Raw genomic sequence first — 24,469 nt, forward strand, 5'->3', positions numbered from 1 at the left:
AAGAGCAGGCCACGCCGAAGAAGGCCTCAGCGAAAGGGCAGGGGCTGCTCGCCGGGCACCCCATGGCCAAGTACGTCCTGACCCGCGTCCGGCAGTCGGTCATCACGCTCATCCTCGTCTCGATCGTCGTCTTCGCGGGGATCCGCGCCCTGCCGGGCGACCCGGCCCTCGCCCTCGCGGGTGAGGAGCGCAGCCCCGCCGCGCTCGCCGCGATCCGCGCCGAGTACGGGCTCGACGACAACATCGTGATCCAGTACGGGCGTTTCATCGGCCACGCCCTGCAGGGTGACCTGGGCACGTCCTCGCGCACCGGCCTCCCGGTCGCCGACGCCATCGGGCAGGCGCTGCCCGTCACGCTCGAACTCGCCGCGCTCTCCCTGCTGCTGGCGATCGTCCTCGGAATCGGCGCCGGTGTCGTCGCGGCCGTGCGGCGCGGCAGGCCCGCGGAGTGGATCGCCAACGGCCTCGCCCTGCTCGGCCTCTCGGTCCCCACGTTCTGGCTCGGCATCGTGCTCGTGCTCGCCTTCGCGATCGTCGTCCCCGTCTTCGCGGCCTCCGGCTTCGTCCCCTTCGGCACCGACCCGATCGACAACCTGCGCCGCATGGTGCTGCCCGCGATCGTCCTCGGATCCGGGCTCGCCGCCGTCGTCATGCGTCAGACGCGCGCCGCGATGCTCGACTCCCTGTCGGCCGACTACGTCCGCACCGCCCGCGCCAAGGGCCTGTCCCGGCGCGAGGTCGTCGGTGGCCACGCCCTGCGGAACTCCCTGGTCACGGTCGTCACCGTGCTCGGTCTGCAGCTCGGCCACCTGATCTCCGGCGCGGTCGTCACCGAGCAGATCTTCGTGCTCCCCGGCTTCGGCAAGCTCACCATCGACGCCGTCTTCACACGTGACTACGCGACCCTGCAAGGCGTGGTGCTGTGCACGTCGGCCGCGTACATCTTCATCAACCTGCTGGTCGACGTGGCGTACTCGGTCATCGACCCGCGCATCCGGCTCGGAGGTGCCCGGTGACCACGCTCGCCCTCACAGGAATACGGGTCCGCGCGACCAAGAGCGGCAAACTGCGCGCCCTGCGCAGGAACAAGCTCGCCATGACGGGCGCCGTCATCGCCGCGGTCTTCGTGCTCGCCGCGCTGTTCGCACCGCTCGTCGCGCCCTACGACCCCGCGCAGCCGAACTTCGACAACGTTCTCGCGGCGCCCGGCTGGAGCCACTGGCTCGGCACCGACGACCTCGGCCGCGACCAGCTGTCCCGCGTCGTCTACGGGGCCCGGGCCTCGATGCAGGTGGGCGTGCTCGCCGTCGTGTTCGCCTTCATCATCGGCGTCCCCCTCGGACTGCTCGCCGGCTACTACGGCAAGCTCGCCGACAGCGTCGTCTCGCGCGTCACCGACACGATGCTCGCGTTCCCCTTCCTGGTCCTGGCCGTCGGTCTCGCCGCCGTCCTCGGCCCGTCCCTCACCAACGCGACGATCGCGATCGGCATCTCGCAGATCCCGGCCGTCATCCGCATCACCCGCGCGGAGACCCTGCGGCTCAAGCACGTCGACTACGTCGCCGCGGCCGTCGCCAACGGGGGAGGGGACGGCACCGTCCTGTTCCGGCACATCCTGCCCAACGCGACCTCCGCGCTCGTCGTCCAGGCCACCGTCGGCATCCCCGCCGCGATCATCGGCGAGGCCCTGCTCAGCTTCCTCGGCCTCGGCGTCCAGCCGCCCGAGCCGTCCCTGGGCGTGATGCTGTCGTCCGCCCAGTCCTTCCTCGCGCCCGCGCCCTGGATGGCGGTCTTCCCCGGCCTCGCCGTCGTCGCCGCGACCCTGGCGTTCAACCTGCTCGGCGACGGCCTGCGCGACGTCCTCGACCCCCGTGGAGCGACCCGATGAGCCCCGACCCCGTGCTGAGTGTCCGCGACCTCTCGGTGTCCTTCCGTTCGGACACCCGCACCGTCCACGCCGTCGACCACGTCTCGTACGACCTCGCGGCCGGTGAAGTCCTCGCCGTGGTGGGCGAGTCGGGCTGCGGCAAGTCCGTCACCTCCATGGCCGTCATGGGCCTGCTCCCGCCCACCGCGCACATCACCGGGTCGATCAGGCTCGGCGGACGCGAACTCGCGGGCGGCGACGACAAGGCGTACGGGAAGATCCGCGGCAAGGACATCGCGATGATCTTCCAGGAGCCGATGACCTCCCTGAACCCGGTCCTCACCATCGGCCGGCAGATCGGCGAGGTGCTCCGCCGCCACCAGGGCCTGAGCAAGAAGGAGGCACGCGCGCGTGCCGTCGAACTCCTCGACCTCGTGGGCATCCCCGCCCCGGCCCAGCGCGTCGACGAGTACCCGCACCAGCTCTCCGGCGGTATGCGCCAGCGCGTGATGATCGCCATCGCGGTCGCCTGCGACCCGGCCGTCCTCATCGCCGACGAGCCGACCACCGCCCTCGACGTCACCGTGCAGGCGGGCATCCTGGAGGTCCTCCAGTCGCTGCGTGAACGCCTCGGCACGGCGATCGTCCTCATCACGCACGACCTCGGCGTCGTCGCCGACATCGCCGACCGCGTCCTCGTCATGTACGCGGGCCGGCCCGTCGAACAGGCCCCCGTGGACGAGCTGTTCGCGACGCCCCGCCACCCGTACACCCGCGGACTCCTCTCGGCGGTCCTGCGGCCCGGCGCCTCGGCGGCCGCGGACGGTGGCGGCAAGCGGCGCCTGCCCGAGATCCCCGGCCTCGTGCCGAGCCTCGACTCCCAGCCCGACGCCTGCACCTTCGCCCCGCGCTGCGCCCGCGCCGACGAGCGGTGCACGACGACGAGGCCCGGCTTCAAGTCCGTCACCGACGACGCCGGAGACGGCGCCGGAGACGGCGCCCCGCACCTGACCGCCTGCTGGCACCCGAACACCCTCCAGGAGGCCGCACAGTGAGCACCCCGGTCCTGCAACTCGACGCCCTGGAGCGGCACTTCACCGCACCCGGCGGCACCGTACGCGCCGCCGACGGCGTCACCCTGACCGTCGGCCGCGGCGAAGTCGTCGGCCTCGTCGGGGAGTCGGGCAGCGGCAAGTCCACCGTCGGACGCTGCGCCGTACGCCTCGACGATCCCACCGGCGGCACCGTACACATCAACGGCACCGACGTGACGGCCATGTCCCGGCGCGCCCTGCGCCCCCTGCGCAAGGACTTCCACCTCGTCTTCCAGGATCCCTCGTCGTCCCTCGACCCGCGCATGACCGTCGGGCAGATCGTCGCCGAGCCGCTGCGGCTGCACGGCATCGCGAAGGGCGAGGCGGCACGCGCGCGCGTGGCGGAACTCCTCGCCCAGGTGGGCCTTCGCCCCGAGCACGCCGAGCGGCACCCGCACGAGCTGTCCGGCGGCCAGCGCCAGCGCATCTCCATCGCCCGCGCCCTGTCGGTCGACCCGGCGCTCCTCGTCGCCGACGAGCCGACCTCCGCCCTCGACGTGTCCGTCCAGGCGTCCGTCCTCAACCTGCTCGCCGACCTCCAGCGCGACCGCGGCTTCGGCTGCCTGTTCATCACCCACGACCTCGCCGCCGTCGAGTACCTCGCCGACCGGATCGCGGTCATGTACCTCGGCCAGATCGTCGAACAGGCCCCCACCGCCGAGCTGTTCGCCGACCCCAAGCACCCCTACACGCAGGCCCTCCTGTCCGCGGCGCCCGTGCCCGACCCGGTCACCCAGCGCACCCGCGAACGGATCGTCCTCAGCGGCGAACTCCCCAGCCCGCTGGCGCCCCCGCCCGGCTGCCGCTTCCACACGCGCTGCCCGCTCGCCGTCGACCGCTGCCGCACCGAGGTCCCGGCCCTGCGCACCCTGGACAGCGGCCGTGAGGTGTCCTGCCACCTCGTCGCCGACGACGGCACCGCCCCCGACGCCGCGGCACCCCGTCCCGCGGACGCCGACACCTCACTTCGTACGATCCCTCACAGCCGCCCCGCATCCGCCTGACGCCCGAGGAGCTCCACCCTTGTTCACCACCCGGCCGACCCTGCAAGGCACCTTCGGCATGGTCTCGTCCACCCACTGGCTCGCCTCCCAGTCGGCCATGGCCGTCCTGGAGAGCGGTGGCAACGCCTACGACGCCGCCGTCGCCGCGGGCTTCGTCCTGCACGTCGTCGAACCCCACCTGAACGGCCCCGCCGGTGAGGTCCCGATCATCCTCGCCCCCGTCGGCGAGGACGTCCGCGTCCTGTGCGGGCAGGGCGTCGCGCCCGCCGGGGCCACCGTCGCCCACTACCGCGCCCTCGGTCTGGACCTCGTCCCCGGCACCGGCCCCCTGGCCGCCGCCGTGCCCGGCGCGTTCGACGCCTGGATGCTCCTCCTGAAGGACCACGGCACCAAGTCCCTGGCGGAGGTCCTGAGTTACGCGATCGGGTACGCGGAGGACGGGCACGCGCCCGTGGAGCGCGTCGGCGAGACCGTCGAGACCGTGCGCGCCCTCTTCGAGGACGAGTGGCCCTCCTCGGCCGAGGTCTACCTCAAGGACGGCGCCTCCCCGAAGCCCGGCGAGCTCTTCCGCAACCCGCAGCTCGCCGCGACGTGGCGGCGCGTCATCGAGGAGGCCCGGGAGATCGCGGGCGACGCCGGCGACAAGCGGGTCGCCGAGATCGAGGCCGCCCGCGCGATCTGGCGCGAGGGCTTCATCGCCGAGGCCCTCGTCCGGCAGGCCGGCCGGCCCACCATGGACACCAGCGGCACCCACCACACCGGCACGCTCACCGCCGCCGACCTGGCCGGCTGGTCCGCGACCTACGAGGCGCCCGCCACGTACGACTGGAACGGCTGGACCCTGTGCAAGGCCGGCGGCTGGAGCCAGGGCCCCGCCTTCCTCCAGCAGCTCGCCCTCCTCCCCGCCGAGCTGCCCGCCTACGGCTCCGCCGAGTACGTCCACCTGCTCATCGAGGGCTGCAAGCTCGCCATGGCCGACCGCGAGGCCTGGTACGGGGACGCCGGCCCCGGGGACGTGCCCGTCGCCGAGCTCCTGTCCGACGAGTACAACGCCGCGCGCCGCGCCCTCATCGGCGACAAGGCGTCCCACGAGCTGCGGCCGGGCAGCCCGCTCGGCGCCGAGCCCCGGATCTCCGCGCACGCGCACGCCGTGGCCGCGGGGGAGGACGGGTTCGACGCCATGGGGATCGCGGGCGCCGGAGCCGGTGAGCCCACCGTCGCCAAGAGCGGTGATCAGGAGGTCGCCGCGGACGGCGCGACCCGTGGCGACACCTGCCACCTCGACATCGTCGACCGCTGGGGCAACATGGTCGCCGCGACGCCCTCCGGCGGCTGGCTCCAGTCGAACCCCGTCGTGCCCGAGCTCGGCTTCCCGCTCGGCACCCGTCTCCAGATGGCCTGGCTGGAAGAGGGTCTGCCGAACTCCCTCACGCCGGGACGCCGTCCCCGTACGACGCTGACGCCCTCGCTCGCCCTGAAGGACGGGGTGCCGGTCCTCGCGTTCGGCACACCCGGAGGCGACCAGCAGGACCAGTGGCAGGTCCACTTCTTCCTCGCCGTCGCCCTGCGCGCGGCCGTGCGCGGCGGGCTCGACCTCCAGGGCGCGGTCGACGCCCCGAACTGGCACAACGACTCCTTCCCCGGCTCCTTCTTCCCGCGCGGCATGCGGCCCGGCAGCGTCACCGTCGAGTCCCGCGTCGGCGAGGACGTCATCGAGGAGCTGCGCCGCCGCGGCCACGACGTGACGGTCGGCGAGCCCTGGTCGGAGGGCCGTCTGTGCGCCGTCGCCCGTGACCCGGAGACCGGTGTCCTGTCGGCCGCGGCCAACCCGCGCGGGATGCAGGGGTACGCCGTCGGCCGCTGACCGATCGGGCGGTGTACGGACGGATCAGGGGTGGGGTTCCGCGGATTTCACGGGGATTCCACCCCTCGTACACCGGGCGGGTACGAATTGTCAGTGGAGCGTGCTCTCATGGACGCATGATCGAAGCACAGGAAACGACGGAAAGCATCGACGACTTTCTCGCACACGGGGTCACCGAGGTGGAGCGCGCCGTGCGCGCCGCCGCCGCAGCAGAGGTGATGCCCCGCTTCCGGCAGCTCGCCGAGGGTGACGTCTCCCAGAAGAGCGGCCCGCACGACCTCGTGACCACGGCCGACCGGCTGGCCGAGGAATATCTGACCCGAGAGCTGGGCGCCCTGCTGCCCGGCTCCGTGGTGGTCGGCGAGGAGGCGGTGCACGCCGACTACGCGGTCTACGACGCGATAGGTGAGGACGCCCCGGTGTGGATCGTCGACCCGGTCGACGGCACCCGCCAGTTCGTCCACGGAGACCCCGGGTTCTGCATGCTCGTCGCGCTCGCCCAGCACGGCACGGTCCACGCCTCCTGGACGTTCGCACCCGCGCTCGGCGAGTTCGCCGTGGCGGTCCGCGGCAAGGGAGCCTGGCTCAACGGCGAGGCGCTGCACGCGGGTTCGCCCGGTGCGGACGAGTCCATCGACGTGGCGACGTCGCACCCCGACTACACGACGGACGCGCAGAAGCGCGACCTCCTGGGCCTGTGGGCCGACGGGGTGCGCCCGCGCCCGTGCGGCTCGGCCGGCCTCGAGTATCTGGCCGTCGCCCGCGGTGAGTTGGACGCCACCGCCTTCTCGTGGGAAGCCGCCTGGGACCACGCCGCGGGGGTGCTGCTCGTCGAGGAGGCGGGCGGCACGCACCTGACGAAGGCGGGCGAGCCCTTCCGGATCACCGGGGGGAACGCACTGCCGTTCACGGCGGCCCGGGACAAGGCCACCGCCCGGCGCGTGGTGGGCCTGCTCGGCGGCGAGTGACCCGGCGGCCGGGCGCCCCGGCGGGCGCCCGCGCCCATGACCTGCACCGACCCTCGGCGCACCCTCGCGCAGTCCGTCCGGGAACGCCCCGCGCCCCGGCTCTGTCAGCCATCCGGCATATCCTGGCGGCCAGTGGCCTCGGCTGACAAAGGAGTCCGAAGGTGCCGTCGATGCTCGATGCCGTCGTCGTGGGTGCGGGACCGAACGGCCTGACCGCTGCCGTGGAGCTGGCCCGCCGAGGCCTCTCCGTGGCCGTCTTCGAGGCCAGGGACACCGTCGGCGGAGGCGCGCGCACCGAGGAGCTCACCCTCCCAGGATTCCGTCACGACCCGTGCTCGGCCGCTCACCCTCTGGGGATCAACTCACCCGCGTTCAGGGACATGCCGCTGGAGCGGTACGGCCTGGAGTGGCTGCACGCCGAGCTCCCCATGGCGCACCCCTTCCCCGACGGCAGCGCGGCCGTGCTGTCACGCTCCGTCGCCGAGACGGCCGCCTCGTTCGGGCCGCACGACGCGGGCACCTACCGCCGGCTCGTCGCCCCCTTCCTGCCCAAGTGGGACGCCCTCGCGCGCGACTTCATGGCGCTGCCGCTGACCACCCTGCCGCGCGACCCGCTCACCCTGGCCCGCTTCGGGCTCGCGGGGCTCCCGCCGTCCACATGGCTGATGCGCCGCTTCCGCGACGACCGGGCGCGCGCCCTGTTCTCCGGCCTCGTCGCCCATGCGATCGCCCCGCTCGGCGGCCTCGGCACGGGAGCCGTCGGCCTCGTCTTCGCGCTCGCCGGTCACGCCCGCGGCTGGCCCGTCGCCCGCGGCGGCTCGCAGTCGATCTCCGACGCGCTCACCGCGTACCTCGAGGACCTCGGCGGAGCCGTCCACACGAACTACGAGATCAAGCGCCTCGACGACCTGCCGCCCGCCCGCGCCTACATCTTCGACACCTCGCCCACGGCGCTCGCCCGCATCGCCGGGCTCGGCAGCTACTACGAGCGCTTCCGGTACGGCGCGAGCGTCTTCAAGCTCGACTACGCGCTCGACGGACCCGTGCCGTGGACGGCGAAGGAGGCCAGGAGCGCGGGCACCGTCCAGGTCGGGCCCGGCAGCCGCGACATCGCGGCCGCCCTGCACGCCGCGTCCCGCGAGGGCCGCGCCCCGGACAAGCCCTTCCTCATCACCGTCCAGCCCAGTGTCATGGACCCTTCCAGGGCCCCGGCGGGCAAGCACGTCTTCTGGGCGTACGGGCATGTCCCGAGCGGCTGGGACGGCGATCTCACCGACGCCGTCGAGCGGCAGCTGGAGCGCTTCGCACCCGGGTTCCGCGACCGGATCCTGGCGCGGGCCACGGCCGGACCGCCCGAGCTGGCCGCGCGGAACGCGAACTATGTGGGCGGTGACATCGCCTGCGGCGCGGTGAGCGGGCTCCAGCTGCTGCTGCGGCCGAAGCTGTCCCTGTCGCCGTACACGACGCCGCATCCCGCCGTCTTCATCTGCTCGTCCGCGAGCCCGCCGGGGCCGGGAGTCCACGGCATGTCCGGGCACAACGCGGCCAAGGCCGTGTGGAGGAGGATCCGCGCGTCATGACCCGAATCACCCTGGTCAAGGGCGACATCACCGCCGAGACCGCCGACGCGATCGTGAACGCGGCGAACTCCTCGCTGCTCGGTGGCGGCGGGGTCGACGGCGCGATCCACCGGCGCGGCGGCCCCGAGATCCTCGCCGAGTGCCGCAGGCTCCGCGCCTCGCACTACGGCAAGGGCCTGGCCACCGGGCAGGCGGTCGCCACGACGGCCGGGAACCTCGACGCCGGACATGTGATCCACACCGTCGGCCCGGTGTGGTCCGCTTCCCTGGACCGATCCGAGCTGCTCGCCTCCTGCTACCGCGAGTCGCTGCGCGTGGCGTCCGGGCTCGGCGCCCGGACCGTGGCCTTCCCCGCGATCTCGACCGGGATCTACGGCTGGCCGCTGGACGACGGGGCGCGCATCGCGGTCCGCACCGTGCGGGAGGTCGCCGGGCCGCCGGTCGAAGAGGTGCGGTTCGTCCTCTTCGACGACAGGGCGTACGCCGCCTTCGCCGAGGCCCTCGCCGACTGACAGCTCCTCTTCGGGAGCCGGACCGGCACACACCTTGATGTCGGATTCTCGCCAGCCGGGGGCGGCGGCCTTCGGCCATGCTTGCTTCATGCACACCGACACCGACCGATGCGTCCGGGCCGTCCAGTCCAAGGACGCCCGCTTCGACGGCTGGTTCTTCACCGCCGTCCTGACGACCCGGATCTACTGCAGGCCCAGCTGCCCGGTAGTGCCTCCGAAGCCCGAGAACATGACCTTCCTGCCCAGCGCCGCGGCCTGCCAGCAGGCCGGATTCCGGGCCTGCAAGCGCTGCCGCCCCGACACGAGCCCCGGCTCCCCCGAGTGGAACCAGCGCGCCGACCTGGTGGCCCGCGCCATGCGCCTCATCGGCGACGGCGTCGTCGACCGCGAGGGCGTCCCCGGCCTCGCCGGACGCCTCGGCTACAGCACCCGGCAGGTCGAGCGCCAGCTCCTCGCCGAGCTGGGCGCGGGTCCCCTCGCCCTGGCCCGGGCCCAGCGCGCCCAGACCGCGCGCATCCTCGTCGAGACGACCGAGCTGCCGATGGCCGACATCGCGTTCGCCGCGGGCTTCTCCTCGATCCGCACCTTCAACGACACGGTCCGTGAGGTCTTCGCGCTCTCCCCGAGCGAGCTGCGCACCCGCGCGCCCAGGAACGGCGCGTCGGCACCCGGCGCGATCACGCTGCGCCTCCCGTTCCGCGCCCCGCTCAACCCCGACAACCTCTTCGGCCACCTCGCCGCGACCGCCGTACCCGGCGTCGAGGAATGGCGCGACGGCGCGTACCGGCGCACGCTGCGCCTCCCCTACGGGCACGGCATCGTGACCCTCACACCCGCCCCCGACCACATCGGCTGCCGCCTCGTCCTCACCGACCAGCGCGATCTGACCGTCGCGATCAGCCGCTGCCGCCGCATGCTCGACCTCGACGCCGACCCCGTCGCCGTCGACGAGCAGCTGCGCGCCGACCCGCTGCTCGCGCCGCTAGTCGACAAGGCGCCGGGCCGCCGGGTGCCGCGCACCGTCGACGAGCCCGAGTTCGCGGTGCGCGCCGTGCTCGGCCAGCAGGTGTCCACGGCCGCCGCCCGCACCCACGCCGCCCGCCTCGTCACCGCGCACGGCGAGCCCGTCGACGACCCCGAGGGCGGCCTCACCCACCTCTTCCCCTCACCGGCGGCCCTGGCGGCCCTCGACCCCGAGGCGCTCGCCCTGCCGCGCAGCCGCCGCACCACCCTGACGACGCTGGTGCGCGAACTCGCGGAGGGCACCCTCGTCCTCGGCCCCGAGAGCGACTGGGACGAGGCCCGCGACCGGCTCATGGCGCTGCCCGGCTTCGGCCCCTGGACGGTCGAGGTCATCGCGATGCGCGCCCTCGGCGACCCGGACGCCTTCCTGCCCACCGACCTCGGAATGCGGCGCGCCGCACAGGAGTTGGGGCTGCCCCACACCCCGGCCGCGCTCACCGCGCGCGCCGCTTCCTGGCGCCCTTGGCGCGCGTACGCCGTCCAGTACCTGTGGGCCACCGACGACCACCCGATCAACTTCCTCCCCGCGTAAGGGATTCAGCACCATGACCGGCAAGCAGCACCACGTCATCGACAGCCCCTACGGGCCGCTCACGCTCGTCGCCACCGACGGCACGCTCAGCGGCCTCTACATGACCGACCAGCGCCACCGCCCCGCCGAGGAGACCTTCGGGGAGCGCGACGGCCGGCCCTTCGGGGCGGTCGTCGATCAGCTGGAAGCCTATTTCCGGGGCGAGTTGAAAGAGTTCGACCTGCCGCTGCGCCTCGAAGGCACCCCGTTCCAGCGCGGCGTCTGGGAGCAGCTCCAGCGCATCCCGTACGGGGAGACCCGCACCTACGGGGAGCTCGCCGAGGCCCTCGGCAACGCGAACGCGTCCCGCGCGGTGGGTCTCGCCAACGGCAAGAACCCCGTCGGCGTCATCGTCCCCTGCCACCGCGTCATCGGCGCGAACGGCGGCCTGACCGGCTACGGCGGCGGCCTGGAGCGCAAGCAGCGCCTGCTCGACTTCGAACGGGGCGCGGCGCTGTTCTAGCGGCACCCCTTACGAGGCGCCCCTTTCGAGGGATCCCTTTCGAGGGATCCCTTTCGAGGGATCCCTTTCGAGGGATCCCTTTCGAGGGATCCCTCGTGCGGGATCCCTCGCGGCGCTACGGGCGATCGCCCCGACCCAGGGTGTCCTCCAGCCAGTCGAAGACGACCTCGCAGTGCTGTTGCGGCGCCATCGGCGAGCAGTGCAGCTGGGCGCCGGTGGCCGCCCGCATGAGCCGGTACTCCTTGCGCGTGCGCAGCAGGTCGAAGAACTTGCGCGGCTGCCCCGGGTAGAACAGCTCGTCGTCGTAGTCGAGCACCAGCGTGGGGCACGCGATGCGGCGCACGACCCGGGTGATGTCGAGCGCCCTGATCCGCTGGGCCGGTGTCCAGAAGTCGGTGAAGAGCCGGCCTCGCCGGGCGGCGAGCATCGCCGGGATCGAGAAGGGCTCGATCCGCTTCGTGATGACGAACCGCTCGGACGGCTTCAGCTCGGGCGCGACCTCCTCGTTCCAGATGCGGTTGGTCTCCGCCTTGTCGGGGGTCACGATGTCCCGGAGCTCCTGCGGGAAGCCCAGCCACGGGGCGAGGCAGCCCGGCAGCGCGGCCAGGGCGGCGATCCGGTGCTCGAAGGCCGCGGCGCGCGGTGCGAGGTCACCGCCCATGGACAGGCCGGTCAGCGCGATCCGGCGGGCGTCGACGTCCTTGCGCCGCTCCAGCCAGTCCACGAGCGGCGAGACCACCTGCTCCCAGCGCGGGCTGAAGACCTGCTCGTCGACGTAGAGCAGCCGGCCCTGGCCGGGGCCGTCGTAGACGAGCGCGTTCCAGCCGCGGGCGAGCGCGGCGGAGACGCCGTAGGTCCACATGTCGACGTTCGGGCCGTCGCTGCCGTTGGTGAGGATGACGGTCGGCCGGGCCCGGCCCGAGTCGTCGGGGCGGAAGAACCAGACGGGGATCTTGACCCCGCCCCGGTAGGGGACCTGGTCGGTGACGGCCGCCGGTGCGCACAGCCGGGCGAACGTGTCCCACGAACGGCGCCCCGCGAGGTAGAGCTTCTTCTCGTCCCCCGGGGCGTCCGAGCCGAGGACGAAGAACAGCGCCTGCCCGTAGTACTGGGCGGCGCGCAGTGCGTGGGCGCGGCGCGTCTGGCGGTGGGGCGAGGCGTCGGCGGTCAGCCGGTCGCCCCAGCGGCGGAACTCGGCGGTGTAGGTCTGCTCGTTCGCCCCGGCGGCGTTGATGGCGTTGACGGCGGTCAGCACCTCGCCGACCTCGGCCGCGCCGAACCCGGCGCCGCCGAGCGCGAGCAGCGCGTTGAAGTTGAGCCCGGGGTCCTTGAACAACCGCATGGCACCGGGCGTCGGCGACGCCGCAGGTGCCGAGGCCGGGGCCGAGGCGTCGGCTCCACGCCTCGTCACGAACGCCGGGTCCGGGCTCGCAGAGCAGGCCGACGCCGCGGACAGCACGACGGCCCCCGCGCCGACGGCGAGCCCGGCGAGCGCGCCCCGTCGGGTGGGCGCCTGCGCGCGGTCTGTGTCTGCGTTCGTCATGAGACCGAACGTAGGAGCAGGCCTTGCGCGGGAGCGGCCCGCCACTCCCGACGGTCCTCCGAACGGTCGCAGCATCTTCAAGGATCTATCAGGGCAGTTCAGGGCATTTGACCCTAGGGTGAGGGGTTGTGAACGGCCATCAGCGACCACGGGACGACGAGGGGAGCGCGGCGCGATTCCTCGCGCTGTCGGACGGCGTGTTCGCGATCGCGATGACGCTGCTGGCGCTGGACATCACGCTGCCCGCCGGGCTGGACCCCGCCGGTTTCGAGCGGGCGCTGGGAGATGTGGTGCCCAACCTGTGGGCGTACGCCATCAGCTTTCTGGTGATCGCGGCGTTCTGGCGGGGCCACCACGAGATGTTCCGGTCCACACGGGAAGTCGATGGGACGGTCATCCGGATCGGGCTGCTGGGCCTGGGACTGATCGCCCTGATGCCGTTCCCCACCACCCTGCTGGCCGAGTACGGGGACCAGCCGCAGGCGGTGGCCCTCTACTCCGGCGCCGTCGCGGCCATGGGGGCCGCACAGCTCGCGCTGGCAGTCGTGTTGTGGAAGCGCCCGTGGCTCGGTCGCGAGGCACTTCCCGATCCCGTCGCGCGCAACGATGTGGCCGATCTGGCATCGGTCGTGCTGGTCTTCGCCGTCGCCGTGCCCCTCGCCTTCGTGTCCCCGGCGGGCGCGAAGTGGTGGTGGGTGGTACTGATCCCTGTCAAAGCCGTGACGGGGAACAGGGGCAAGCGCCTTCGCGCGGCCGGCCGGCGATGAAGAGCCCGGGCCGGTGGCGCTGGATCCGCCGAGGCGCCTGTATGGCGCACCGCGGTCTCCCTCGCGGGTGACTCCGGTGGCGCGAGTCCCTGGATCGCTGGTGTCTGTACGAAGGAGGACCGGGCAGAGAGCGGGAGACCATGGAGCGAAAGCACGAGCGCCTCGCGACACCCTGGGCCGCCGGGGTGGCCGGGGTGGTGTTCGCGATCCTGATGGCCGCGGCGATCGTCCTGATGCGCATCGCCTTGCCCGACGGCACCGGCGGGGGCCACGTAACCGTCGGTGCCGGACAGCGCAGCGCCCTGCGGACGGCGCTGGAGCTGCTCCCGTTCGCCGGGATCGCCTTCCTGTGGTTCATGGGCGCCGTGCGCGAGCATGCCGGAGAGGGCGAGGACCGGTTCTTGTCCACCGTGTTCCTGGGCAGTGGCCTGGTCTTCGTCGCCACCCTGTTCGGCGCTGCCGCGGCAGCGGGAACCGTGCTCGCCGAGAGTCAGCAGCACCCTCCCTTCGGCCGGCACTTCGCCTACGTCCTGATGACCACGTACTCCATGCGGATGGCGGCCGTGTTCATCATCACGACGTCGACCATCGGCCGTCGTCTCGGCGTCCTTCCGCGCCCGCTCATCGTTTTCGGCTATCTGGCGGGCCTCACGCTGCTCGTGGTGGGAGCGAACGTGCCCTGGTCCGAACTGGTCTTCCCGGCCTGGGCGTTGCTCCTCAGCCTGAACATCCTGCGGGGTCGGCGTCCCGCCCGGCCGCAGCCGGTCACACCGACCTGAGCCGATCGCACCGCTCACTCGAACGGTTGCCTTCTCGTCGCCGCATCCCGTCCGGACCCCGAGGGTGGTCACAGGGGGCTGACAGGGCTGTTGGAGAGGACCGATCCCGTGGTGAGGATTGCCGTCGACCTGAACCGTTGTCAGGGATACGCGCAGTGCGCGTTCCTCGCGCCGGAGATCTTCGCCATGCACGGCGAGGAGGCACTGCTGTACGACCCGGAGGCCGACGAGGCGCAGCGCGCGAAGCTGGCCCAGGCCGCCGCTGCCTGCCCGGTTCAGGCCATCCTCGTCGACGCGGTGGACGTACCGGCCGAGGCGGTGTCCGGTGCTCGGTGACGGATACCTGGAACAGCTCAAACGCGAGGGCCGCATCGTCGTCGTGGGCGCCTCACTGGCCGGCCTGCGCGCTGCCGAGACCCTGCGGAGCGAGGGCTTCGCGGGCTCCCTGACCATCATCGGCGACGAGCCCCACGAGCCGTACGACCGGCCCCCGCTCTCCAAGCAGGTGCTGCTGGGCAGGGCCGGCGCCGACCGCACCGCACTGCCCAGGCTCCGATCGGTGGACGCCACCTGGCGGCTGGGTGTCCCGGCCACCGGCCTGGACAGGGCCGCGAGGCGGGTGCGGCTGGCCGACGGCGACGAGGTGCCGTACGACCGGCTGCTGATCGCCACCGGGGTCCGGGCGCGGCCCTGGCCGCGTGCGGCCGAGGCGGAACTCGACGGCGTCTTCGTCCTGCGGACCCGCGACGACAGTGCCGCGCTCGCGCGGCGGCTCGACGCGGGACCCCAGCGGGTCCTCGTCATCGGGGCCGGGTTCACCGGCTCGGAGATCGCCTCCGCCTGCCGCGAACGCGGCCTCCCCGTCACCGTCGCCGAGCGCGGCGCGGCGCCCCTGGTCGGCGCCCTCGGCGGGGTGGTCGGCGCGGTCGCCGCCGAGCTCCAGCGCCAGCACGGTGTCGACCTGCGATGCGGGGTCATGGTCACCGCTCTGGAGGGCGACACCTCGGGCCGGGTACGCGTCGCGCACTTGTCCGACGGCTCCACCGTGGAGGCCGACGTGGTGATCGTCTCGCTCGGGGCCATCCGCAACACCGAATGGCTCTCCGGGTCCGGACTCGGGGCGGGCCCCCGCGGCATCGCCTGCGACGCCGGCTGCCGCGCCTTCGACATCCGCGGAATCGTCACCGACGACATCTATGCGGCGGGCGACGTCGCCCGCTCCCCTCACGCCCTGTTCAGCTACCAGTTCCTGTCCCTGGAGCACTGGGGCAACGCCGTCTCACAGGCCCGGATCGCGGCGCACAACATGCTCAGCGAGAGCACCGACCGCCTCCCTCACATGGAGGTGCCGGCCTTCTGGTCCGCGCAGTTCGGAGTCAACATCAAGTCCGTCGGGGTGCCGTCGCTGGGGACGGAGATCCTCATCTCGCAGGGCTCGCTCCAGGACCAGCGGTTCGTCGGTGTCTACGGGTATCAGGGGCGCGTCATCGGCGCGGTCGCCTTCGACCAGGCCAAGTGGCTGCCGTTCTACCAGGAGCTGATCGAGACCACCGCGTCGTTCCCGCCGCCCTTCGACACGGTCGACCGGCGCCCGGACGGGCAGCGGCCGATCGACGCGGACTTCCCCGATCCGTCGGTCCCCACCCACGGCCCCACCGTGACCCTCAGCGGTTACTCGCCGGCCGACCGCCGGATGACGTTCACCCCCGCGCACTGACGCGCACGGCCACGAGGACTCGCCATGACGCCATCCCTGCTGCACCAGGTCCTGGACTACGCCAACCGCGCCGATCCGTACCCGATCTACGAAGAGCTGCGGAAGACGCCGATCCATCACGAAGCCGACGGGCCGTACGTCATCAGCACGTACTACGAGATCCGCAGCCTCCTGCACGATCCTCGGATCAGTTCCGACGCCCGCAATCTGTCCTCGACCACCCACGACCCGCTGGCCGAGGGGGCCCAGGGGGAAGGTGCCCTGCCGCCGAGCTTCCTCCGGCTCGACCCGCCGGAACACGACCGGCTGCGACGCATGACGAACCGGCCTTTCGGCCCGCCGCACTCCCCCCGCCGGGTCGACGGGATGCGCCAAGAGCTGCACGGCATCGTGTCCGGCCTCATCGACGACATCGGCGACCCGGGCCGGATCGACCTGGTGGACCAGTTCTCGTACCCCTTCCCGGTGACCGTGATCTGCCGGCTGCTGGGGGTGCCGCGCGAGGACGAGGCACGTTTCCACACCTGGGCGGACACCATCGCCGCCGGCCTGGATCCCGACCCGGACGCGGATCCGGCCGAGCGGGGCAAGGTCTCGCAGGAGGCCCGTATGCAGTTGGGCATGTACCTGGCCGGCCTGGTCGAGGAGCGCCGCAAGAATCCCGGGGAGGACATGCTCTCCGAACTGGCGACCGCCACGGGCGAGGACGGGGCGATGACCACCATGGAACTGCTCAGCACGGCAGCGCTGCTGCTGATCGCGGGGCACGAGACCACCGTCAATCTGGTCACCAACGGAATGCTGACCCTGCTGCGCAATCCCGATGTCCTGGAGCGGCTGCGGGCGGATCCTCGGCTGGCCGTGCCCATCGTCGAGGAGCTGCTGCGCTTCGAGCCGCCGGTACAACTGGTGCCGCAGCGCACCACCCTCACCGACATCGAGGTTCGCGGCGTCACCATTCCCAAGGGCGCCTCGCTGTGGCTGGTCCTGGCCTCCGGCAACCGCGACCCCCAGCGCTTCGAGGACCCCGACCGCTTCGACCCCGACCGCCGCGACATCCAGCACCTCGGCCTGGGCAGCGGCATCCACAGCTGCTTCGGCGCACCACTCGCCCGGCTGGAGGCCCAGTTCGCCCTGTCGGAACTGGCCCGGAGGCTGGAGAACCCACGGCTGCTGGAGGATCCGCCGCCGTACCGGCAGAACGCCGTGCTGCGCGGGCCGCGGCATCTGTCCATCGCTTGCGACGGGATCCGCCCTTAGGGCCCGTCCGCCCTTGGGGCCTGTCCGGCCTCAGGGGTGCGCCGTGCCGAGTTGGCGCAGCAGCTTCGGCAGCGCGGTGCCGATGGGTTCGCGGATGACTTCGTCGGCCAGTTCGTCGTACGGCGTCGCCTCGGCGTTGACGATGACGAGCCGTGCCCCGTTGTCCGCGGCAACACCGGCGAGCCCGGCGGCGGGCTGCACCTGAAGAGTGCTCCCCACGGCGACGAACACCTGGCACGCCTTGGTGATCGCGACGGCCTCACCCAGCACCACCGGATCGAGCCGCTCCCCGAACATCACGGTCGCCGACTTGAGGATCCCCCCGCACTCCAGGCACGGCGGGTCGTCCTCGCCGGCCTCGACCCGGGCGAGGGCGTCCTGCATGGGCCCGCGCGCATGACAGCCGGTGCACACGAAACTCCGTGCGGAGCCGTGCAGTTCGAGGACCTTGCGGGCGGGCATCCCGGCGAGCTGGTGCAGCCCGTCCACGTTCTGCGTGATCACCCGCACGGGCACACCGGCCCGCTCCAGCTCGGCGACGGCCCGGTGCGCGCCGTTCGGTTCGGCGGCAAGGGTCCGGTTCTTCCGCCGCATCTGCCACGACCGGCGCCGGATCTCCGGATCAGCCATGTAGTACTCGTACGTGACGAGCTTCTCCGCCTCCGGATCCCGTCGCCACAGGCCGTTCGGCCCGCGGTAGTCCGGGATCCCGGAGTCCGTGGAGATGCCTGCACCACTGAGAATCGCGACGAGGGGCTGCGTGCTCATGCCGCCGAGGGTAGGCGCCCCGCCGCGGGAACCGCGAGGCGATATCGGCGGATGCCGCGCGAGGCCGCGTCAGCCCACGCGGTTGCCGTCCTCCAGCTCGGCCGTGCCCTCGCCCCCCGTGAGCACGTCGAGCGCCGTGAGGACGCGGCGGCCGAGCGAGCCCGGCAGGTGCTCCGGCAGGTCGGCGCGGTCCACCAGGCGCCAGGAGAGCAGTTCCTCCTCCTGGAGCCTGATCGCCTTGAAGCGGTCCTCGTCCAGGACCCCGCCGTCGTACAGGTACGCCACGAGCGGCGGCCGCGCGGCCGTGCCGGACACCCAGTCGACCGCGAGCAGCCGGCCGAGCTCCACGTCGAGGCCGATCTCCTCGGCGGTCTCGCGCCGGGCCCCCTGGCGCGGGGTCTCCCCGGTGTCGGACTCGACGGTGCCGCCGGGCAGCGCCCACCCGTCGCGGTAGTTCGGCTCGACGAGCAGCACGCGCCCCTCGGAGTCACGGAAGAGCGCGGCGGCGCCGCACAGGACGCGGGGGAGACCCGCGATGTACGCGGCGAACTCGGCGGAGGCAGTCATGCGGGAAGCCTAACGACCGTGAGCCGGGGCCCGCGCCCGCCGGACTACGCCTCGGCCAACTCGACCGTACGCGCCGCGAGTTCGCTGATCCGCGCGCCGTCGAACCCGAACACCGCGCTGCGCACCCGGTCCTCCAACGGGTCCTTCCACCGCGCCGGGATCGCCGCCGCCCCGCACAGCACACCGGCCACGGACCCGGCCGTCGCGCCGTTCGAGTCGGTGTCCAGGCCGCCGCGCACCGTGAGCGCGAGGGTGCGGGTGAAGTCCCCGTCGCCGTACAGGAGTCCGGCCGTGATGACGGCCGCGTTCGGGACCGTGTGGATCCAGCCGAGCCCGGCCGTCTCCTCCTCCAGCGTGGCCAGCGTCTCCTCCCAGCTCAGCCGCGACGCGTGGAGCGTCGCCGTGCGGCGCACCGTGCGGGCCAGTCGGCTGCTCGCCGGGATCACGGTGAGCGCGGTCTCCAGCGCGGCGCGCGGGCCCGGCGCCGTGAACGCCGCCGCGACGAGCGCCGCCGCCCACATCGCCCCGTACACGCCGTTGCCCGTATGGGACAGGACCGCGTCGCGGCGGGCCAGGGAGGCGGCGCGGCGCGGGTCGCCCGGGCAGGTCCAGCCGAAGACGTCGGCCCGGATCAGCGCGCCGATCCACTCCTGGTACGGGTTGTCGTACGTCGCCGTGAGCGGCGGCTTCAGCCCGTTCGCGAGATTGCGGTACGCCACCCGCTCCGCGGTGAACGTCTGCAGATACGGCAGCCTCAGCAGCCACAGATCACCCACCTGTTCCGTGGAGAAGGCGAAGCCGTACGTCTCCAGGAGGTGCAGGCCGAGGATCGCGTAGTCCACGTCGTCGTCCCGGCAGCTGCCATGGATCCGCCCGCGCACGCACCGGCGCCACTCCGGACGCAGCGCGAGGCCGTCCGACTCGTCGGCGGGTTCGGGCAGATAGTCCGTGAGAGGCAGGGCGGCGGCCCGCCGCAGATAGCCGTCGATGCGCGCCCGGGTCCAGTACTCGCCCTGTTCCACCGGCTTGCCGAGCATGTTGCCGGCGATCCGGCCGAGCCAGCCGCCGAGCACCCGGTCCTGAAGGTCGCTGCCCACTGGGGTCATGTCCTTGGTGTACCCGATGAGGGGGCGCGGCGGGGCGAGGCGTCCCGAACCGGGCGCCGGACCGGCCGCACCGCGCCCGGCTGATCGATCATTTCCGCGCTCGGGGCGCCCCGCTATGAGCGGGAATGTAAGGACTTATCGTCCGGGTGCGCCGTTTCGCGGACCGGACAGCCATGGGCAGCGGCCCCCACCTCCGGTTAAGGTCGCAGCGGCGCGACTGCCTTGCGGGAGCAAGGCGCGAAAGCAAGGGGAATGCAAGGTGGCGGACGCTGGAGTGACGGCGGAGCACGTGCTCATCGCCGCGGACAAGTTCAAGGGCTCGCTCACGGCCGTGCAGGTCGCGGAGCGGGTCACGGCCGGCCTGCGGCGGATCGCGCCCGGGGTGACGGTCGAGTCCGTGCCCGTCGCGGACGGCGGGGACGGCACGGTGGCCGCGGCCGTGGCGGCCGGTTTCGAGCGCCGCGAGGTGCGGGTGACCGGGCCGCTCGGTGACGAGGTCACGGCGGCGTACGCCCTGCGCGACGGCACCGCCGTCGTCGAGATGGCCGAGGCGTCCGGGCTCCAGCTGCTGCCCGAAGGCGTCTTCGCGCCGCTGACCTCGACCACGTACGGATCCGGCGAACTGCTCGCCGCGGCGCTCGACGCGGGCGCCCGCTCCATCGTGTTCGGCGTGGGCGGCAGCGCCACGACCGACGGCGGCGCCGGAATGCTGGCCGCGCTCGGCGCGCGCTTCCTGGACGCGGACGGCAAGCCCGTCGGCCCGGGCGGCGGGCCCCTCGCCGACCTGGCCACGGCCGACCTCTCGGGGCTCGACCCGCGCCTGGCGGACGTGGAGATCGTCCTCGCCAGCGACGTCGACAACCCGCTGACCGGCCCGAAGGGCGCGCCCGCGGTGTACGGCCCGCAGAAGGGCGCGACGACAGACGACGTCGCCACCCTGGACGCGGCGCTGGCCCACTTCGCTCGGGTCCTGGCCAAGGCGATCGGCCCGAAGGCACTCGAGTACGCCGACTCGCCCGGCGCCGGAGCCGCCGGCGGCATCGGCTACGGGGCCCTCGTCGGCCTCGGAGCGAGCTTTCGGGCCGGGATCGAGGTCATGCTCGACGTCCTCGGCTTCGCGCCCGCGCTCGCCCGCGCCACCCTCGTCATCACCGGCGAGGGCTCCCTCGACGAGCAGACGCTGCACGGCAAGGCCCCGGCGGGCGTCGCCGCGGCGGCCCGCGCGGCGGGCATCGAGGTCGTGGCGGTCTGCGGCCGTCTCGCCCTCCAGCCGGAGGCCCTGGGCCGCGCGGGCATCCGCCGCGCCTACGCCCTCACGGACGTGGAGCCGGACGTGGCCCGCTGCATCGCCGAGGCGGGCCCGATCCTGGAGACGGTGGCGGAGCGGATCGCCCGCGATTTCCTCGCGTGAATTGTGTGGCGCCTGACGCCTGACGCGCGCCGGGGTGAGGGGTGACCCTCATCCCGGCGAGAGCCGGTACGCGCCGAGGGCCAGGGTCATCTCCATCAGGTCGCGCGGCCGGGACAGCGACCTGGACGTCAGCTGTTCGAGGCGCCGCAGGCGGTTGAAGACGTGTTGCGGTGGCAGCAGAGGCGGCCCGCCGCCCGGCCCGCCGAGCCCTCGCAGGACAGCCACGCGTCGAGCGTCTCCAGCAGGACGGGCTCTAGAGGAGCGCGTCCCACACCGGATAGCCCGCGTTGCCCCTCCTCCAACCGGTCGGTGATCCTTCAGCCAGACAAGTCGGTGACCGGCGGCATGAAGGTCGTGCGCCAGGCACAGGAGTCGGAGGTCGCCAAGGGCTACACGCCGTCCGTGGCCTGATCCCCGGTGAGGCCGTGCCAGTAGCGGTCGGCGGGCTCCCGCAGCGCCCGCCACGCGTCGACGAACAGCCGGGTCGCGGCGCGGCCCGGCCAGTCGTCCGGCAGCAGCGCGCCGGGCAGTCGCGGATCCCGCTCGAACGTCCCGCGCCAGGCGTGCACCAGCCGGGTCCTGGCCACGAACGCGGCCGCGTCGCCGGACGCGTTCTCCGCTGCGCGGAGGTCGGCGAAACGCGCCACGAACCGCTCGTGGCTCTCGCGGACCGCGGCCAGGTCCCAGGCCCGCTCGATGAGCCGCGCGTCGTCCGGCGTACGGGACGTCAGCCACAGCGCGTACGCGTCGAGGCCCTGCTCGCGCAGCAGCTCACGCAGCACCGGCACACCACCGGCGTCAGCCGCCACCCACACCCCCTGCCCGAGCGGTCCGAACCCCTCGAACGCCAACTGCTGCTCCACCAGCGCCCGTTCACGCCACGCGCCGGCCGGAACCCGCAGCAGCAGCTGCTGCCACGCGCCGCCCCACGCCGTCTCGTCGACCGCGCGCTCCAGCCGATGCGTCCACGCGGTGAGCAGCGTCACCAGGCGCGGCTCCAGGACGAGGCGGGTCCGGCGCCCGGCCGGCTCCGTGCGCACCCAGCCCTCCCGCGCGAGCCGCGTCAGGGCGCGGCGCGTCGCCGCCTCGCCGATGCCGCAGGCGCCGAGCGCGCCCACGACGGCCCCCGACCACACCTTCCCGTCGCCGGGATAGCGCACGTACTCGCCGAGAACGGTGAGCGCGAGCGTGCGCGCACTGGGCGAACCGTCGCCCCGCCGCCGGGTCCGTGGCTCTTCCAACTCCCGCTCCCTCTGCCGCTGTTGCCGTGTGCGTCTGTTGATTTATACGCCGCGTCGCTATAGGACGTAAGAAGCACGATGCCCGACCTTGTGTCTCATGTCCTGGCCGACGAAAGGCGTACGCGTGCACTCTCCAGCGCATCGACTGCCCACACGCTTCGGCGCGTTCATCGCCCCGTACCACGGAACCGACGGCAGCCCCGCCCTCCAGATCCGCGGCGACCTCGACCTGGTCCGTCATCTCGACACCCTCGGCTACGACGAGGCGTGGATCGGCGAGCACCACTCCGCCGGGTACGAGACCGTCGCGTCGCCCGAGGTGTTCATCGCGGCGGCCGCCGAGCTCACGCGGCGGATCAGGCTCGGCACCGGCGTGAACTCCCTGCCGTACCACCACCCCCTGATCCTCGCCGACCGGCTGCTCCAGCTCGACCACCAGACGATGGGGCGGGTGATGTTCGGCGCGGGCCCGGGCCAGCTGGCCTCCGACGCGTTCATGATGGGCATCGACCCGCTGCGCCAGCGCGCCATGATGGCCGAGGCGCTCGACGCGATCGTGCGCCTGGTGCGCGGCGAGACGGTGACCGAGCGCACGGACTGGTACGAGCTCGCCGACGCGCGCCTCCAGCTCGGCCCCTACCGGCCCGAGGGCCTCGACATGGCCGTCGCCTCCACCGTCTCCCCCTCCGGCTCCGTCCAGGCGGGCCGGCACGGCATCGGCCTGCTGTCCCTCGCCGCCGCGGACCCGGCCGGGCTCGCGGCCCTGAACGGGAACTGGACGGCGTACGAGAAGTCCTGCGCCCGGCACGGCCACACCGCCGACCGCGCCGCCTGGCGCCTCGTTGTGCCGATGCACCTCGCCGAGACCCGCGATGCGGCCCGGGAGCAGGCGGCGCACGGGGTGCTGCACCTGGTGCGCTACATCGAGGGCCTGTCCGGCACGGAGCTGCCCTGGGGCCGCACCGCGAAGGACGCGCTCGACCGGTGGACGACCGAGGGCTTCCCGGTCTTCGGGGTGGCCACCATCGGCACCCCGGACGACGCGCTGGCCCGTATCGAGGCGCTCGCCGAGGCCTGCGGCGGCTTCGGTACGCTCCTCCTGCTCGACCTGCCGACCGGCACCCCCGCCGCCAAGCGCCGCAGCTACGAGCTGTTCGCCGAGCACGTGGTCCCGCACTGCACCGGCGCGAACCGGCGCCGCACCGCGTCGGCCGCCTGGGCCCACGAGAACAGCGAGCGGTTCGTCGGGGCGATGCGCAGCGCCGTCGAGGCGGCCGTGCGCGGCGGGGGAGAGGTCCGATGAGGGCCGCCGTCCTGCGCCGCGGCCGGTTCGTCGAGGACGAGGTGCCCGAGCCCGTGGCAGGCCCGGGCCAGGTCCTCGCCGAGCCGCTCGCCACCGGCATCTGCGGCTCCGACCTGTCCGCCGCCCGCCACACCGACGCCTTCCTGCGCGCTTCCCGCGACTCCGGCACCGAGGCGTTCCTGTTCGACCCGGACGCCGATCTGGTCATGGGGCACGAGCTGTGCGCGCGGGTGCTCAGCCCAGGGGAGTGGCAGGGCAAGGTCGTCGTCGGGCTGCCATGGGTGCTCGACGGGGGCGGCACCCTGCGCACCGTCGGATACGCCACCGCCTTCCCGGGCGGCTTCGGGCAGCGCGTCGTGCTGCAGGAGGCCGCGCTGATCCCCGTGCCCGACCACGTGCCGCCGCATGTCGCCGCGCTCACCGAGCCGCTCGCCGTCGGCTTCGGGAACGTCGCGCGGGCCGCGCCCGAGCCCGGCTCCGGCGCCGTCGTCATCGGGGCGGGGCCCATCGGCCTCGGGGCCGTCGCCGCGCTCGTGGAGCGGGGCGTGGCACCCGTCGTCGTGTCGGAGCCGTCCCCGCGGCGACGCGCCCTCGCCGAGCGCTTCGGCGCGCACGTGTGCGTCGACCCGGCGGCGCAGGACCCCTTCGACGCGTGGCGGGCGGCCGCGCCCGCGGACACGCCGCTCACGGTCCTGGAGTGCTCGGGCCGCGCCGGCATGTTCGACGAGATCCTGCACAGGGCGCCGCGCAGGACGCGGGTGCTCCTCATCGGGGCCTGCATGACGGAGGACGTCTTCACCCCCGTCGTGGGCCTCTACAAGGACATCACCGTGACCATGTGCATGGCGTACCCGCCGGAGGAGTTCGGCAGGACCCTGGAGCGCGTCGCGGACGGCACGATCGACGCGGCCGCGCTCGTCACGGGACAGGTGGGCCTGGGCGGGGTGTCGGCGGCGCTGGAGACACTGCGGCAGCCGGACGAGCACGTGAAGGTCCTGGTGCGCCCCGGGCTGCCCGGCACCGGCCTGCATCCGGCGCCCTGAGACAGGCGAAGGGCCCCG

The 24,469-nt window shown here is 73.2% G+C and carries 23 protein-coding genes and 1 pseudogene; 18 read left to right on the plus strand and 6 right to left on the minus strand.

Translation table 11 applies throughout. The features are described from left to right. Positions 1-62 precede the first annotated feature (62 nt). From LGI35_RS34300 to LGI35_RS34345, 10 genes are all read left to right on the plus strand, one after another. Complete coding sequence (locus tag LGI35_RS34300) at positions 63-1,016, plus strand: ABC transporter permease (protein ID WP_116513313.1); 954 nt, start codon at positions 63-65, stop codon at positions 1,014-1,016. Further along, positions 1,013-1,888: an ABC transporter permease gene (locus LGI35_RS34305; RefSeq protein ID WP_227298163.1), complete on the plus strand. Its 876-nt coding sequence runs from the start codon at positions 1,013-1,015 to the stop codon at positions 1,886-1,888. Before LGI35_RS34300 ends, LGI35_RS34305 begins: the two co-directional genes overlap by 4 nt. Further along, complete coding sequence (locus tag LGI35_RS34310) at positions 1,885-2,922, plus strand: ABC transporter ATP-binding protein (protein WP_227298164.1); 1,038 nt, start codon at positions 1,885-1,887, stop codon at positions 2,920-2,922. Before LGI35_RS34305 ends, LGI35_RS34310 begins: the two co-directional genes overlap by 4 nt. Then, the gene (locus LGI35_RS34315) at positions 2,919-3,965 is read left to right on the plus strand and encodes an ABC transporter ATP-binding protein (protein WP_227298165.1); all 1,047 of its coding nucleotides are present in this window, start codon (positions 2,919-2,921) and stop codon (positions 3,963-3,965) included. Before LGI35_RS34310 ends, LGI35_RS34315 begins: the two co-directional genes overlap by 4 nt. Positions 3,966-3,984: 19 nt before the next feature. Beyond that, positions 3,985-5,829: a gamma-glutamyltransferase family protein gene (locus LGI35_RS34320; protein WP_227298166.1), complete on the plus strand. Its 1,845-nt coding sequence runs from the start codon at positions 3,985-3,987 to the stop codon at positions 5,827-5,829. A 116-nt stretch (positions 5,830-5,945) separates the two neighbouring features. Next, complete coding sequence (locus LGI35_RS34325) at positions 5,946-6,797, plus strand: inositol monophosphatase family protein (protein WP_227298167.1); 852 nt, start codon at positions 5,946-5,948, stop codon at positions 6,795-6,797. Positions 6,798-6,967: 170 nt separating this feature from the next. Further along, positions 6,968-8,377: a phytoene desaturase family protein gene (locus tag LGI35_RS34330; RefSeq protein ID WP_227300647.1), complete on the plus strand. Its 1,410-nt coding sequence runs from the start codon at positions 6,968-6,970 to the stop codon at positions 8,375-8,377. Further along, positions 8,374-8,889 (plus strand): O-acetyl-ADP-ribose deacetylase, encoded by a 516-nt coding sequence (locus LGI35_RS34335; RefSeq protein ID WP_227298168.1) that lies wholly within the window; start codon positions 8,374-8,376, stop codon positions 8,887-8,889. The genes LGI35_RS34330 and LGI35_RS34335 overlap by 4 nt, the downstream gene beginning before the upstream one ends. Positions 8,890-8,977: 88 nt before the next feature. Beyond that, a complete protein-coding gene (locus LGI35_RS34340) occupies positions 8,978-10,444 on the plus strand; it encodes a DNA-3-methyladenine glycosylase 2 family protein (protein WP_227298169.1) in 1,467 nt (488 codons plus the stop codon). A gap of 13 nt (positions 10,445-10,457) precedes the next feature. Then, the gene (locus tag LGI35_RS34345) at positions 10,458-10,946 is read left to right on the plus strand and encodes a methylated-DNA--[protein]-cysteine S-methyltransferase (RefSeq protein WP_227298170.1); all 489 of its coding nucleotides are present in this window, start codon (positions 10,458-10,460) and stop codon (positions 10,944-10,946) included. A 115-nt stretch (positions 10,947-11,061) separates the two neighbouring features. Here the strand turns inward: LGI35_RS34345 and LGI35_RS34350 are convergent, their stop codons facing one another. Further along, a complete protein-coding gene (locus tag LGI35_RS34350) occupies positions 11,062-12,489 on the minus strand; it encodes an alpha/beta hydrolase family protein (RefSeq protein ID WP_227298171.1) in 1,428 nt (475 codons plus the stop codon). A gap of 128 nt (positions 12,490-12,617) precedes the next feature. Between LGI35_RS34350 and LGI35_RS34355 the strand changes: the two genes are divergently transcribed. The 5 genes from LGI35_RS34355 to LGI35_RS34375 all read left to right on the plus strand — a co-directional run bounded on the left by LGI35_RS34355 (position 12,618) and on the right by LGI35_RS34375 (position 17,012). After that, entirely contained in the window at positions 12,618-13,256 is a 639-nt protein-coding gene (locus LGI35_RS34355; RefSeq protein ID WP_227298172.1) for a TMEM175 family protein, read from the plus strand. A gap of 140 nt (positions 13,257-13,396) precedes the next feature. Continuing rightward, the gene (locus LGI35_RS34360) at positions 13,397-14,035 is read left to right on the plus strand and encodes a hypothetical protein (protein ID WP_227298173.1); all 639 of its coding nucleotides are present in this window, start codon (positions 13,397-13,399) and stop codon (positions 14,033-14,035) included. 111 nt (positions 14,036-14,146) lie between these two features. After that, on the plus strand, positions 14,147-14,371 hold the full coding sequence (locus LGI35_RS34365) for a ferredoxin (protein ID WP_053747430.1): 225 nt from the start codon (positions 14,147-14,149) through the stop codon (positions 14,369-14,371). After that, positions 14,361-15,752, plus strand: a complete 1,392-nt coding sequence (locus LGI35_RS34370; protein WP_227298174.1) for an NAD(P)/FAD-dependent oxidoreductase — start codon at positions 14,361-14,363, stop codon at positions 15,750-15,752. The genes LGI35_RS34365 and LGI35_RS34370 overlap by 11 nt, the downstream gene beginning before the upstream one ends. A 24-nt stretch (positions 15,753-15,776) precedes the next feature. After that, positions 15,777-17,012, plus strand: a complete 1,236-nt coding sequence (locus tag LGI35_RS34375; protein ID WP_227298175.1) for a cytochrome P450 — start codon at positions 15,777-15,779, stop codon at positions 17,010-17,012. A 30-nt stretch (positions 17,013-17,042) separates the two neighbouring features. Here LGI35_RS34375 and LGI35_RS34380 read toward each other — a convergent pair whose 3' ends face one another. From LGI35_RS34380 to LGI35_RS34390, 3 genes are all read right to left on the minus strand, one after another. After that, a complete protein-coding gene (locus LGI35_RS34380) occupies positions 17,043-17,780 on the minus strand; it encodes an SIR2 family NAD-dependent protein deacylase (RefSeq protein WP_227298176.1) in 738 nt (245 codons plus the stop codon). A gap of 69 nt (positions 17,781-17,849) precedes the next feature. Next, entirely contained in the window at positions 17,850-18,347 is a 498-nt protein-coding gene (locus tag LGI35_RS34385) for an NUDIX domain-containing protein (protein WP_227298177.1), read from the minus strand. A gap of 44 nt (positions 18,348-18,391) precedes the next feature. Further along, positions 18,392-19,453 (minus strand): ADP-ribosylglycohydrolase family protein, encoded by a 1,062-nt coding sequence (locus LGI35_RS34390; RefSeq protein ID WP_227298178.1) that lies wholly within the window; start codon positions 19,451-19,453, stop codon positions 18,392-18,394. Between the two features lie 259 nt (positions 19,454-19,712). Between LGI35_RS34390 and LGI35_RS34395 the strand changes: the two genes are divergently transcribed. After that, positions 19,713-20,864: a glycerate kinase gene (locus tag LGI35_RS34395; RefSeq protein ID WP_227298179.1), complete on the plus strand. Its 1,152-nt coding sequence runs from the start codon at positions 19,713-19,715 to the stop codon at positions 20,862-20,864. 48 nt (positions 20,865-20,912) lie between these two features. On the opposite strand, the pseudogene LGI35_RS34400 reads toward LGI35_RS34395, so the two are convergent. Next, positions 20,913-21,112 (minus strand): annotated as a pseudogene (locus tag LGI35_RS34400) (helix-turn-helix domain-containing protein); the annotation flags it as partial. Between the two features lie 141 nt (positions 21,113-21,253). Beyond that, complete coding sequence (locus LGI35_RS34405; protein ID WP_227298180.1) at positions 21,254-22,105, minus strand: PaaX family transcriptional regulator; 852 nt, start codon at positions 22,103-22,105, stop codon at positions 21,254-21,256. A gap of 124 nt (positions 22,106-22,229) precedes the next feature. On the opposite strand from LGI35_RS34405, the gene LGI35_RS34410 reads away from it, so the two are divergent. Beyond that, complete coding sequence (locus tag LGI35_RS34410; RefSeq protein WP_227298181.1) at positions 22,230-23,408, plus strand: LLM class flavin-dependent oxidoreductase; 1,179 nt, start codon at positions 22,230-22,232, stop codon at positions 23,406-23,408. Further along, on the plus strand, positions 23,405-24,451 hold the full coding sequence (locus tag LGI35_RS34415; RefSeq protein WP_227298182.1) for a zinc-binding dehydrogenase: 1,047 nt from the start codon (positions 23,405-23,407) through the stop codon (positions 24,449-24,451). Before LGI35_RS34410 ends, LGI35_RS34415 begins: the two co-directional genes overlap by 4 nt. Positions 24,452-24,469 lie beyond the last annotated feature (18 nt).

Origin of the sequence: Streptomyces longhuiensis, from assembly GCF_020616555.1 — a bacterium.
Classification (GTDB): domain Bacteria; phylum Actinomycetota; class Actinomycetes; order Streptomycetales; family Streptomycetaceae; genus Streptomyces; species Streptomyces longhuiensis.